The 13,290-nt window shown below is 59.9% G+C and carries 7 protein-coding genes; 2 read left to right on the top strand and 5 right to left on the bottom strand.

Features of this window, described 5'->3' with window-relative positions:
• Positions 1 to 491: 491 nt before the first annotated feature.
• The 3 genes from HQL56_12670 to HQL56_12660 all read right to left on the bottom strand — a co-directional run bounded on the left by HQL56_12670 (position 492) and on the right by HQL56_12660 (position 7,935).
• Entirely contained in the window at positions 492 to 2,903 is a 2,412-nt protein-coding gene (locus HQL56_12670) for a response regulator (GenBank protein MBF0310372.1), read from the bottom strand.
• Positions 2,904 to 3,036: 133 nt separating this feature from the next.
• Complete coding sequence (locus HQL56_12665; GenBank protein MBF0310371.1) at positions 3,037 to 4,851, bottom strand: response regulator; 1,815 nt, start codon at positions 4,849 to 4,851, stop codon at positions 3,037 to 3,039.
• A gap of 84 nt (positions 4,852 to 4,935) precedes the next feature.
• Positions 4,936 to 7,935: a PAS domain-containing protein gene (locus tag HQL56_12660; GenBank protein ID MBF0310370.1), complete on the bottom strand. Its 3,000-nt coding sequence runs from the start codon at positions 7,933 to 7,935 to the stop codon at positions 4,936 to 4,938.
• 822 nt (positions 7,936 to 8,757) lie between these two features.
• On the opposite strand from HQL56_12660, the gene HQL56_12655 reads away from it, so the two are divergent.
• On the top strand, positions 8,758 to 9,237 hold the full coding sequence (locus HQL56_12655) for a hypothetical protein (GenBank protein MBF0310369.1): 480 nt from the start codon (positions 8,758 to 8,760) through the stop codon (positions 9,235 to 9,237).
• A 799-nt stretch (positions 9,238 to 10,036) separates the two neighbouring features.
• Positions 10,037 to 11,656 carry a fumarate hydratase gene (locus tag HQL56_12650; GenBank protein ID MBF0310368.1) on the top strand — a complete coding sequence of 540 codons (1,620 nt, stop codon included), beginning with the start codon at positions 10,037 to 10,039 and terminating at the stop codon, positions 11,654 to 11,656.
• Between the two features lie 280 nt (positions 11,657 to 11,936).
• Here the strand turns inward: HQL56_12650 and HQL56_12645 are convergent, their stop codons facing one another.
• Both HQL56_12645 and HQL56_12640 read right to left on the bottom strand, forming a co-directional pair.
• A complete protein-coding gene (locus HQL56_12645) occupies positions 11,937 to 12,581 on the bottom strand; it encodes a thioredoxin domain-containing protein (GenBank protein MBF0310367.1) in 645 nt (214 codons plus the stop codon).
• Positions 12,578 to 13,012 carry a disulfide bond formation protein B gene (locus HQL56_12640; protein ID MBF0310366.1) on the bottom strand — a complete coding sequence of 145 codons (435 nt, stop codon included), beginning with the start codon at positions 13,010 to 13,012 and terminating at the stop codon, positions 12,578 to 12,580. Before HQL56_12640 ends, HQL56_12645 begins: the two co-directional genes overlap by 4 nt.
• Positions 13,013 to 13,290: the final 278 nt, after the last annotated feature.

Raw genomic sequence — 13,290 nt, 5'->3', positions numbered from 1 at the left:
GCGAGCCCCCTCGGTGGGGTTTGGGGCGAAGCCCCAAGGTGTGTCCGTTGACGTGTCCGTTGACGTAGCGGTCCGCTGCCAGTCCGTCGCGCTTCCAGACCCGCTCCCACGCCATCCCGACGGAATCCCGCGGACCGCCGGGGGGGCAAGGGGGGCCTCATCCCCCCATCCTTGAACGCGCCGGCAAACCCGAATCCGGCATATTTCCGGAAGCCCTGCCCCCGGATGGGGCAACGGCTGAAAGGCCACTTCAACGGATGGGGAGGATGAGTCCCTCCCCTGGCCCCCTCCGGCGGGTCGAAGCCCGCACCAGGTTTTGCATGGGCGCCAGGTGGCTCGTCTCTCTTCACGGCTTCGACCCGCCAAAGGCCACGTCAACGGATAGAACCTCGGGGCGCCGCCCCGAACCCCGCCGAGGGGGCTCGCCCCCCCGGACCCCCGTTTGATGGCTCCTCTCCCTCTCTGGTCGTCCCCCCCTCCGGCCTTTCCCTTTACCCGATATACGGCTGCAACGCCTCCACCAGCCGCTTGCGGGAAATCGGCTTGGTCAGATACAGGTCACAACCCGCCTCGCGGACCTCATCAGCCACCTCCTTCATGGCATGAGCCGTCAACGCCAGAATCGGCACCGCCGGCAATCCCCGCTCCCGCTCCCAGGCCCGAATGGCGCGCGTGGCCGTCAACCCATCCATGACCGGCATCTGAATGTCCATCAATATCACATCGAACACCTCGGCCTTGACCAGCTCCAGCGCTCGAACCCCATGCTCGGCAATCATCAACCGACACGGGATCTTCTTCAGAAACGCCCTGATGAGCTGCTGATTGTCCTCGGAATCCTCCACCAGCAAAATGGCCGGATCCCCCCCCTGTCGCGGCATAAACAAAGGGTGATCCTCCTGCGGAACAGGCGCCTCTTCCGCCACCATCCCGGGAGAAACCGTCCGCGCCAAAGGCACCCGCACCCAAAAACGACTGCCCTCCCCCACCCGACTCTCCACCCGGATGTCCCCACCCATGTGCTGAATGATCTCCCGGCAGATGGTCAAACCCAACCCGGTGCCCCCATGCTTGCGGGTGACGGACGAGTCGGCCTGATGAAACGGCTGGAAAATGGCCTCCAGCTTATCCTCCGCAATACCGATGCCGGTATCGGCCACACCGAAAAGCAGCTCTCCGTCGGGCATCGTTTGCGCCGTGACGGTGACACGCCCCTTCTCGGTGAACTTGATGGCGTTGCCGATGAGATTGAGAAATACCTGTCGCAACCGCCCCGGATCCCCGCTGACCCAACAGGGCAACCCCTCCGCCAGCTCCAGAACCAGCTCGTTGCCCTTGTCCACCGCCAGAAGTTGCAGAATCTCCACCGTGCCCTTGAGCAGATTGGGGAGGTCGAAGGGAGTGGTCTCCAGATCGAGCTGACCCGCCTCGATCTTGGAAAGGTCGAGAATGTCGTTGATCAGCGCCAGCAACGCCTCGCCCGACTGATTGGAAACCTCCAGGAAATGGCGTTGCTCCTCGGTGAGCGTGGTTTCGAGCAGCAGCTCCCCCATGCCCAGCAACGAGTTGATCGGCGTGCGAATCTCGTGGCTCATGGTGGCCAGGAAACGGCTTTTGATCAGCGTGGCGTTCTCGGCCTGCTCCTTGGCCGATTTCAGGGCCTCCATGGCCCGTTTGCGATCGGAAATATCCCGCAGGATGCCGGAATAGAAGGAACGCCCCCCCACCGCCCAGGTGGCAATGGACAACTCCAGCGGAAATTCCATCCCCTCCCGAGTCAATCCGCTGAACTCCATCACCCGGTTTATGATGTGTGGCGCACGCCCCCGCTGCAGTTCGATCAGCCCCTGACGATGGCGCTCCCGATAGATCGCGGGCATGATGCGCTCCACCAACTGCCCCACCATCTCCGCCTCGGTGAAGTGGAAAAGACGTTCGGCGCCACGATTCCAGGAGATGATGACACCGTGGTCGTCGATGGTGATGATGGCGTCGTTGGCAGTTTCGGCCACCGAACGGAACCGCTGCTCGCTGGCGCGCAGATCGTCGGCCATGCGCTGCCGTTCGGCAATCTCCCGGGAAAGGGCCTCGGTGCGCTCTTCAACCCGGACTTCCAGCAGATCCCGTGCGGCGCGGAGGCTCTCCTCCACCTGCTGTCGATGCCGGATCTCCTGATTGAGGCTGTCGGATACCTGCCTCAATTGCTCCATCTGGTTGACCACCTGCCGCACCATGGGGCGAAAGATGAACAACACCTCCAGCAACAGGGTGAAGAGGGTCGAAACCAGTACTGCGGTTTCCATGAAATGCAGCTTGCGGATTTCGGCTTCGCCTTCGCGCTGATACTGCCACACCATCTGATCCAGGGATTTGACCAGTACACCCGGCGCAGTGGCCTGAATGAAGCGGATGTAATCGAGATCGGGATGCAGTTGGCCGAACGGAGTGGCCAGCACCCGGCGCAGGGCCTGGATGTAATCCCGCATGCGCTGGTCCAGGGACGGGGCGCCCTTGAAATAGAGCTCGGCCACCGTCGGGCTCATGGTGGCGGGCAGACCGAGACCCACGTTGCCCCGGGTCAAACCGTTGTGGGAGAGTTCGATCAGATCGGTCGCCCGGCCCAGCTCTTCGGCGAAGGTCTGGTAATCCGCAGCGTTTTCCGCCAGAAGCATGCGTTGCACGAAGAGGGTGGTGCGCTGGGAAAGCATGCGCTGCCGCCCGCTGATGTTGACCACCGCGCCGGTACTCTCCTGTTGCAGAATGACCATGGTCAACGCCCCGAAGGAGGCGCAGGCCAGAAGCGCAATCATCGACAGGGCCAGAACATAGCGGCGGGTCAGCCACTTTTTGGCCTGTTTGAGATCGGACGGATACGGCGAGGAGGCGGGTAAATGAGCGGTCATGCCGATGTCTGTTGCCCTATTCCGGCCAGAGCGGTGACCGAAACGGTATCGGATAGTGGAGGAGTTGCCTAAAAGAGTAGCAGAAGGGCCTCGGGGGACGCTATGGGGAAATATGACCCGGCCTCAATAGCCGCTACGGCGACACCACCGGGCCAGGCCCGGCTTCCGAATGGGCCGCATCCTCTCCGGTCCGGCCAACCCGTTGGATGGCCTGGAGAAAATCGCGTTTGCCGATGGGTTTGGTGAGATGGTCGTCGCAGCCGGCGGCCAGACTCTCCTGCTTTGTTCCGATGGAGGCGTGGGCGCTGAGGGCGATGATGACCAAGGCCGGACGATTCGTCTCCCGTTCCCAGCGACGAATGCGGCGGGTGGCGGTATACCCGTCCATCATGGGCATCTGCAGATCCATTACCACCAGATCGAAGACCTCATCCCGAACACGCGCCACCGCTTCGATACCGTTGTTGACGATCACCAGTCGATGGCAGGTCTGCTGCAGATAGAGCTGAAACAAGGCTTGATTGTCCTGGGAATCTTCCGCCAGCAAAATGCGCAGGGACCGGTTGCCGGCTTCTGCGGAAGCACACGGGGGAAGAACCTGGGGAAGAACCACCTCCCGCAGCGGCAGGGTGAAAAAGAAGGTGCTGCCCAGCCCCAGTTCGCTTTCCACCCGCAGATGCCCACCCATCCTTTCAACCAGTTTACGGGCGATGGCCAGGCCCAGCCCCACTCCCCCGTAACTGCGGGTCAAACCCGTATCCACCTGGATGAACCGGTCGAATATGCGCTCCCTGTTGTGGGCGGCAATACCGATTCCGGTATCGGCCACCGAAAAGAGCAAGGCGTTCCCCTCCGGAGCGTGGCGCAAAGAGACCGTGACGCGACCTTGATCCGTATACTTGATGGCATTGGCGATCAGATTGACCAGAACCTGGCGCACGCGATTGCCATCGCCCGGAATCAGCGGAGGAATGGCGGCCTCGACGTCCGTCACCAGGAGAAGCCCCTTCTGCCCGGCAGCCAGCATCATCAGCCGGGAGGTCTCCTCCACCACCTGGCCGGGGCAGAACGGCTGCTCCTGCAGGGTGAACTGACTCGATTCGAAGCGCGAAATATCCAACACATCGTTGAGAATGGCCAGAATGGCCTGGCTCGAACGGTGCATCATCTCCACATAACGCCGCTGCTCTGCGTTCAGATCCCCCTCCAGAAGGATTTCATTCATCCCCAGGATCACATTCATCGGAGAGCGGATCTCATGGCTCATGGTGGCCAGGAAGATGCTTTTGGCCTGATCCGCCGCTTCCGCCTTCTCCTTGGACTGAAGCAACGCCCTCTCCTGCTCCTTGCGCAGGGTGATATCGGTAATGGCCATCTGCCACTGGAAGGGTTTCAGCTCGATCAGCGGCTGGTCGTTGCCCACCCCGCCATAAGCGATGCTGGTCAGTTGCACATGAATCGGATCACCATCTTTCCGGATGATGTCGACTTCACACCGCAACAGATCACGAGAGGCCGTTACCGCCTTGCGGTGGTGATAGAAGGTGTCCTGATCCTCCTTGGAAATGAACTCGTGAAAGCGGCGACGCGGCAGGGACTCTTTTTCCAGGCCGAGCAACAGTGCCCCGGTCTGGTTGGCCGCCTGGATGGTCCCCTTTTCGTCCAGAATGAAATAGCCCACCGGGGCCTCGTGAAACAAGTGGCTGTACTGGTCGCGCGTATGCTCCAGTTGCAGCTGGACCTGTCGCAACTCTTCGTTCTGCATCTCCAGCTCGATTTGATGAACCTGCAGTTCGTGAACCACGGCGTTGATTTCCTCCGGAGCGGCCAGGCTCCAATCCCGGCCATTCTGACCCAGAACCTGCTCGGCCAGATGGCGCAGCCGGGAGCTTCCCCGGAGAGGAAGACCTTCTCTTTCGTCAATGATGGGTAAAGTATTATTTTTCATGTTGTATTCTCATTCTTAGTGAATTTTTGTCCCATTATTCGTCTTTGTCTTTAAGCGGGGAACCCTTCGACATCGATACGCCGCCTAATGTGGCCGATCCGAAATATCGATGGCCACCGTGGTCACGCCGATCACTTTTCCGGAGGAGTGGAACAGCGGTTCGGCGGACACCTTGCAGGTCATGAGACCATCGGGGAGCGGCAGTACGATGATCTCCTGCTCTCCCCGAACCCCCTGCAGAACCCGTTGCTTCAGGGCGAGCAGCCGCTGCAAACCGGGGTGGTCCCCGATTTCGTCATCGCGCTTGCCGAGGTAATCGTCCACCTTCACCCGTGGGTGGGTGGAATAGATCCAGGTATAGCGCAAACGTTCGTCCACATTGGCCACCACGATGGCCAACGAGGAGTTCTGCAGCGCCACCCTGAAACGCTCCTCGCTCAAACGCAGGTTCTCCTGCATCTGTTTGATCTCGGAGATGTCGACAAAGGCGATGACCACGCCTTCGATGACGTTGTCCACGGTGCGATAGGGACGCACCCGGATGGAAAGCCACTGATCCTCCTCGGTCTGGGTCTCGAATTCCACCGGAATGAGCGATTCCAGCACCGACTCGGCGTATCGGGAGAGATCCTTTCCTTTCAGATTGCTGACCAGGTGACGGATGGGGCGACCGATATCGCCGGGAATCAGGTTGACGAACCGGGTGGCGGAGGGGGTGAAGCGCACCACCCGGAGGTCTTCGTCCAGAAAGATGGTGCCGATTTCGGTGCTGGCCATCAGGTTGACCATATCGTTGTTGGCTTTGGCCAGGCGATTGAGCTTCTCCTCGTACTCGGCGTTGACCGTGACCAGCTCCTCGTTGACCGACTGGGACTCCTCCTTGGCCGTCTCCAGCTCTTCGTTGGCGCTCTGCAGCTCCTCGTTGGAAGCCTGCAGCTCCTCGTTCATCGACTTCAGCTGCTCATTGGAGGATTCCAGCTCTTCGATGGTGGTTTGCAGGTAGGCCTTGGTCGATTTGAGTTCTTCTTCCAGCCCGGCCAGGCGTTGATCGCCTCGCTTTTTGGGGGGCTTCTCCTTGCGCGTTCCGGCTTTGCCGGGCAGGACTCCCAGATCCTCGAAGAGGAGCCACATCCAGCCTTGCAGGGTTTCCGGACAGCGCATGGGCTCCACCATCAGGTTGACCAGGTGGCAGATTCCGTCGCGTTTGACCCGCAGTTTTTCGTGACGCAGAGCCTTTCCGGTGGTTTTGACCTGACGCAGCGCGGAGGCCAGTTCCAGGGAGAGCCCATCCCGGGCCAGTTTCAGAACGTTCCAGTGAACCTCTCCCGAGGGGGTATCCAGAAACAGCCCGGTATCGCCGTGGATGTACATCACATCGAACCGCTCGTTGACCATCAGGCAGGTCGGGGTGTGATCGTTGAGCAGATGCTGCTCCATCAGCTCCTTCAAACCCGGACCGGGACTATGCTTGGGCAACAATCGCTTGCGCGGACGGCCCCGGTCGATCACCGCCGGTGGGAGGAAATCCGGCGGCAGCAGGGAGGCGTCGGCTTTGTGGCGATAGATCTTCCACTTCCGATCGATGACCTGATAGGCCGTTGCGGAGTCGCCGGTGGTTTCGGAGGTGCCCAGGAAAAGGAATCCCTCGGGTTCCAGGGCATAATGGAACAGGGAGAGAACCTTGGTCTGCAAGGCGGGCCCCAGATAGATCAGCAGGTTGCGGCAACTGATCAGATCCAGGTTGGAAAAGGGCGGATCCCGGATCACACTCTGGGGCGCGATGACCAGCATGTCGCGAATAACCTTGCGAATGCGGTAGTGGTTGCCCTCCGGCATGAAGAAACGGCGCAGACGCGGCCCGGGAACATCGGTGGCGATGGTGTCCGGAAAGAGACCCTGCCGGGCGTCTTCGATGGCGCGGTCATCGATGTCGGTGGCAAATATCTGCACCGCGTGTTCCCGACCCTGCCTTTCCATGGCCTCCCGCAACAGGATGGCGATGGAGTAGGCCTCCTCGCCGCTGGCGCATCCCGGAACCCAGATGCGGATCGGGTGACTTTCCGGGTGGCTTTCCAGAAGCGTCGGAATGACCTTCTCTCCCAGGGCCTCGAAGGCCTCCGGATCCCGAAAGAAGTTGGAAACCCCGATGAGCAGATCCCGGAACAGATGCCTCACTTCGTCGGGGTTTTCCTGCAGCCGGATGACGTAGTCGGCAAGTTTCTGGACCTGCAGCATCGCCATGCGCCGTTCCACGCGCCGCAGAATGGTATTTTCCTTGTAGAGGGCGAAATCGTGCCCGGCATGGGTGCGCAGCAGGGCGAAGATCCGGTTCAGTTGGCCGGAATGGCTCTCTTTATTCGTTTCGGAGAGGGGGAGGGAGGGAGCCCCCCGGGTGAAAAAATAGTCCACCAAAACCCGTGGTATTTGTTCCGGCGGCAGAATGTAGTCGGACATGCCCGTTTCCAGAGCGCTTTGGGGCATGCCGTCGTATTTGGCGGAGGCCGGAACCTGGGTGATGACCAGACCACCATTCTCCTTGATGGCCTTCAGCCCCAGGGTGCCATCGGTTCCCGTGCCCGAGAGGATGACACATGCGGCGTAGCGGTGTCGGTCCTGGGCCAGGGAGCGAAAAAAATGGTCGATGGCGAAGTAACGGCCTTTTGCCGCCAATGGCGGCCTCAGAAAGAGGATGCCGTCTTGAATTAGCAAATGGTGGTTGGGTGGAATGACGTAAATTGTATTGACGACAACGGGGGTATCGCCCTGCACCTGCAAAACGGGAAGAACGGTGTCGTTCTGGATCAGGGCGGGCAGAATGCTGGGATGGTTGGCGTCCAGATGTTGCACCAGAACGAAGGCCATGCCGGGATTTTCCGGCAGGTTGGCGAAAAAGCCCTGAAACGCCTCCAACCCGCCAGCGGAAGCCCCGAGTCCGACAATGGGGAAGAGCCCTTTGCCCAAGGACGGCTCTTTTTGGGAAACCTCTTCACCTGCCGGGAAGGGACGTTCCTCCGACCCTTCGGTCATCGGCTCCGCAACAAGGGCTACAGGAGGTCGGTTCGCATCTCTCTTACGCTTGGGCATGCCCACTCCTCCATGAGTCGTTCTCAAATCGACGCCTGCCGGTTCACAGCGGAGACCGGGGGAGGGTATTCCCTCCTCTCTCCTTTCCAACCGTCAGAGCCAAAGGCAAAACCTTGGATAATTGTTCCGCTATAGTATCTGTTCAGACATACGGGGGTTCGGGGGGGGATTATCCCCCCCGACGGGTCCAGGGCAGCGCCCTGGGACTTTTCCTTTGCCGTTGACACGATCATGTCGCTCTGGGCAGGGGTCTGAATAGTTACCCGCTATACGGGGATTCGGGGGATTATCCCTCCCCCGAAGGGTCCAGGGCAGTGCCCAGGAGTTGTTTTTTCGCTGTTGATACCATCACGTCGCTGTGCAGGATCCTGAACAGCTAGCGCTAAAGGATGGAACATTTCCTTTTTTTTGCGACTTAAAAAAATATTAATAAATACAATGAACTTAATTATTAATAATAATACTCCACACGTTTTCCGGCATTTTGTCGAATTCAAAAGGTCGGCGTTTCCGGATGACAGAGCCAACAATATTGTTCGGATTATATCGTACGGGGGAGGATACCCTATTTCCAGGAAATACACACTAATTTCCGCAAAAATCAGACCATGCCGCACTCTGCGGCCTTTCAAGGGAGCATTGAGCGCGCAGTTCGTCGATCGGCTCCCTCCGAAACAGGGCAAGGACTTTTGGCGGCGGCGTCTCACCGATTGATTTCGACAGGGTGTTGGATCACGCTGGTTTATTTCTGTCGAATTCAGTACCGTATGGGATGAGACGATAAGGATCGTTCCGGACAATCCATAAACTGGAGAAGTTGCCATGACCCTCCGTTTGTTTACCGCCGTCATCTTTCTGATTGGTCTGACCGTGCTGCTCAACCCTGTCCGGGCGGACAAGCCTTCCTGGGCCGGCAAGGGGGAGGGACGCCACGAAGAGCCGGAAGAGCGTTCCCCGCACAAGGCGAACCGGGAACACGCCGGTGAACATTCGTTCACCAACCAGGACTGGGATATGGTGCGAAAATATTACAGCGGAGAGCTGGCCAGAGGTCGCAAATGTCCTCCCGGCCTGGCCAAACGCAACAACAACTGCACGCCCCCCGGTCTGGCCCGCAAGTGGGCCAAAGGCCAACCGCTGCCACGGGATGTGGAAGCCCACCCCCTGCCCAACGATCTGGTCCTTCTTCTGGGAGGACTCAATCCGAACTACCACTATGTGCGCGTGGCCGCGGACATCCTGAGAATCGCCGAAGGGAGCCGTATGGTCATCGATGCCATCCAGGACATGGGGCACCGGTAATCGAACAGGCCGGAGACACGCGGGGGGCATGCTCTTCCGTGGAAGAACCAGGGAGTTCGGAGGGTAAACCGCTCCCCCTTTGGGAGGTTTTCCCATTCATACGGGGGTCCGGGGGGGATTATCCCCCCCGGCGGGGTTCGGGGCAGCGCCCCGAGGTGTTGACCTGGTCGTAGCGGGTCGAAGCCCGAGGGAGAAATGGCCACCCCGGAATCCGCACTCCACCCGGTTCAAGCTTCGACCCGCCGGAGGGGGCCAGGGGAGGGTCTCATCCTCCCCATCCGTAAAACGAGCCAATTCTGCCATGGTTCGGATTTTCAAGAATATGGGGCTCTTTTTCTCCGAAAAGCCCCGGCTGTGTCCGGGTGGCGACTTCAAGGATGGGGAGGATAAGACCCCCCCCGGCCCCCCTCCGGGCGGGTCGAAGGGTTTACGGAGTGTGTGCTTTTTGGCAGGTTGCTGCGCTTTCTTTCAGGCTTCGAGCCGCGTAACTATTCAGACTCCTGCACAGCGCGGCATGATCCTATCAACGGCGAAAGGAAAAGTCCCAGGGGTGCCCCCTGGACCCCATGGGGTCGGAAGTCAACAGCAAACGGAAGAGTCCCAGGGCGCTGCCCTGGACCCGTCGGGGGGGATAATCCCCCCCGAACCCCCGTATATCTGAACAGATACCCACCCGCTATGGCCAGGTCAACACCTTGGGGGGGATAATCCCCCCCGGACCCCCGTATTGGTGACATTTCGTGCGCGATTGGGATAGAATCGCCCGATCCGTCCACCCACAGCCCCAGGAGCCTGCATCATGCCCGAATTCCACTATGCCGATATCCTGCCCGCCGGCCATCATGAGGAGACCCCTTTCCGGCGGTTGACCACGGATTTCGTCTCCACCGGCTCCTTCAACGGGCAGGAGATCCTGCAGGTGGCCCCGGAAGGTCTGACCCTGCTGGCCGCCGAAGCCATGCGGGATATCGCCCATCTGCTGCGCCCCGGCCATTTGCGGCAACTGCGGGCCATTCTCGACGATCCCGAAGCCTCCGAAAACGACCGTTTCGTGGCCATCGAGCTGCTCAAAAACGCCAACATCGCCGCCAACATGGTTCTGCCGGGTTGTCAGGACACCGGAACCGCCACGGTGATGGGCAAGAAGGGGCAGCAGGTCTGGACCGGCGGCGGGGATCGGGAGGCGTTGTCCCGCGGCGTCTATCGCACCTACACCGAAAGCAATCTGCGCTATTCCCAGGTGGCCCCCATCACCCTCTACGAAGAGAAGAACACCGGCACCAATCTACCCGCCCAGATCGACATCGAAGCGGTGGACGGCTCGGAATACAACTTCCTCTTCGTGGCCAAAGGAGGTGGCTCCGCCAACAAGACCTTCCTCTTCCAGCAGACCAAGGCGCTGCTCAATCCCAAAAGTCTGGTGGCCTTCGTCGAGGAGAAGCTCAAGGGATTGGGCACCTCCGCCTGCCCGCCGTATCATCTGGCGCTGGTTATCGGGGGCACTTCGCCCGAGATGACCATGAAAACCGTCAAACTCGCTTCCGCCCATTATCTCGATGATCTGCCCGCTCAGGGGGATGGTTTCGGGCAGGGTTTCCGGGATCGGGAGTTCGAAGAAGAGGTGATGGGCATGTGTCGCCGCATCGGCTTGGGGGCGCAGTTCGGCGGCAAGTACTTCGCCCACGATGCGCGGGTCATTCGTCTGCCCCGGCATGGAGCCTCCTGTCCGGTGGGGTTGGGGGTTTCCTGTTCGGCGGATCGCAACATTCTGGGGCGCATCAACAAAGAGGGCATCTGGCTGGAGGAGTTGGTTCGGGATGTGGGGCCCTATTTGCCGGAGGTGAACACGGCGGCGTTGAGCGCGGAGGTGGTGCGGCTTGATTTGAATCAGTCGATGCAGGCCATTCGTCAGACCCTGAGTCGCTATCCGATTCGGACGCGGGTGATGCTCACGGGTCCGATCGTGGTGGCGCGGGACATCGCCCATGCGCGGATTCAGGAGCGGCTCAATCGGGGAGAGGGCATGCCGGACTATTTCCGCAACCATATAGTCTATTATGCGGGTCCGGCCAAAACACCGGCGGGGTATGCTTCCGGATCGTTCGGGCCGACCACGGCGGGGCGGATGGATTCGTATGTGGATGGGTTTCAAGCGGTGGGTGGCTCCATGGTGATGTTGGCCAAGGGCAACCGGTCGGTGCAGGTGACACAGGCTTGTCAGAAACACGGAGGCTTTTATTTGGGATCGATCGGCGGTGCGGCGGCGCGTTTGGCGCAGGATTGCATTCGCAAGGTGGAAGTGATCGATTATGCGGAGTTGGGCATGGAGGCGGTGTATCGCATCGAGGTGGAGGATTTCCCGGCATTCATCGTTGTAGATGACAAAGGCAACGATTTCTTCGCCGCTCTAGGCCTATAATTAGCAAAAAAGGTTGGTGGAGTCTGAGGGGGAGCTCTGCTGCCCCCTCAGGGTGTTATCCGTTGACGTGGCCGTAGCCTTGGCCGTGGCGGGTCGAAGGCTCAAAAAAAAGCGCAAAAGCCGAGGATCCCCCTCCGGCGGGTCGAAGGGTTTACGGGGATCGTGCATTTTGGCGGGTTGGGGCGCTTTCCTTCAGGCTTCGACCCGCCACGTCAACGGCAACGTCAACACCTCGGTGCGCTGCCCCGGGGATAAGCCCCCCCGCGGACCCCCGTATGACTCAATAAGCCTTGGCCACCGCCTCCTGGACCAGCAGACTCAATTGATCGAAGCCGAACCGGGGCAGGGGACGCCCATTGACGAAAAACTCCGGCGTGGCCCGTACATTGAGCGTCTGTCCGTCCCGCACATCCTGCTGCACCACCTGCACCACCGAGGGACTGTTCATGTCCGCAGCCAGTCGTTTGGCATCCAGATTCAACACCTCCATGAGGGCAAGCGCCTTTTCCGGTTGCGAGGTGTGGTTGACCACCCAGCGGTTCTGACCGGCAAACAGCCGTTCCAACGCCTCCCAATACTTGCCCTGCAGCCGCGCCGCCTCCAGCATGGCCACCACCTTATCCGAGCCGGGATGCAGCGGCGCATATCGCATCATGACCCGCACCTTGCCCGGATACTGCTCGATCAGCTTGGCCACCAGGGGATAAAACTCCCGACAGGTGCCGCAGGCGGGATCGAAAAACTCCACAATGGTCACCTTGGCGTCGGGCGGTCCTTTGACGGGAGCGCCGTCCCGTTGCCAAACCCCGCTGGCCGAAGCGAGTTCCGGCGATGCGGAGTGGTATTTCTGAAACAGCAACGCCGCCAGAACAAACACCACCAGAAGCATGCCGGCGGCGGCGCCGAAGAGCAGTTTACGGTTCATGTGGACTCCATTCTTTTGACGTAATACAGCAACAGACCGATCACGGTGAAGGTCAACAGCGCCATGAGCGGAATATTCAGAAAACCGAACAGCGAAAAATAGGTCCTGGAGCAGGGAATGCCCTGCACGCAGGGCTGCAGATCTTCCGGTATGATCCCCGCCACCAGAAGCACCTGATACAGGGCGATCAACCAGCCGATGGCATTCAGCACAGCGGCGTAACGCACCACCTTCGGATCGTAGGGAAAGAGCGCCATGGCCAGAATCAGGGCCAGGGGATACATGGCGATACGTTGATACCAGCAGAGACTGCACACCGGAACGCCGACGATTTCACTGAGGAAAAGGCTGCCCAGCGTGGCCCCGGTAGCCAGGAACCAGGCCAGGAACAGCAGCATCCAGCCGGAGGGGGTGCGTTGCGCGTTGGTCATTATCATTCTCGAAACCCGGTGAGAAGAGCGCCTTTCAATATTTTATCTTTTATACCGCGTCTACTTTGGAATACGAAATTTTTCTGTAACTGTTCAGATATACGGGGGTTTGGGGGGGATTATCCCCCCCAACGGGTCCAGGGCAGCGCCCTGGGACTCTTCCGTTTGCTGTTGACTTCCGACCCCATGGGGTCCAGGGGGCACCCCTGGGACTTTTCCTTTCGCCGTTGACTTCGTCATATCGCGCTGCGCGGGATCCTGAATAGTTACAGAAAAAG

The sequence above is a fragment of the Magnetococcales bacterium genome (assembly GCA_015231925.1).
Classification (GTDB): Bacteria; Pseudomonadota; Magnetococcia; order Magnetococcales; family JADGAQ01; genus JADGAQ01.
Note: the sequence above shows the minus strand (reverse complement) of the source record. Positions and strands in the feature narration are given on the sequence as shown.

Excerpts from the sequence above, each read along its gene's own strand:
- HQL56_12670 (MBF0310372.1), bottom strand. The coding sequence starts at position 2,903 with ATGACCGCTCATTTACCCGCCTCCTCGCCGTATCCGTCCGATCTCAAA.
- HQL56_12665 (MBF0310371.1), bottom strand. The coding sequence starts at position 4,851 with ATGAAAAATAATACTTTACCCATCATTGACGAAAGAGAAGGTCTTCCT.
- HQL56_12660 (MBF0310370.1), bottom strand. The coding sequence starts at position 7,935 with ATGCCCAAGCGTAAGAGAGATGCGAACCGACCTCCTGTAGCCCTTGTT.
- HQL56_12655 (MBF0310369.1), top strand. The coding sequence starts at position 8,758 with ATGACCCTCCGTTTGTTTACCGCCGTCATCTTTCTGATTGGTCTGACC.
- HQL56_12650 (MBF0310368.1), top strand. The coding sequence starts at position 10,037 with ATGCCCGAATTCCACTATGCCGATATCCTGCCCGCCGGCCATCATGAG.
- HQL56_12645 (MBF0310367.1), bottom strand. The coding sequence starts at position 12,581 with ATGAACCGTAAACTGCTCTTCGGCGCCGCCGCCGGCATGCTTCTGGTG.
- HQL56_12640 (MBF0310366.1), bottom strand. The coding sequence starts at position 13,012 with ATGACCAACGCGCAACGCACCCCCTCCGGCTGGATGCTGCTGTTCCTG.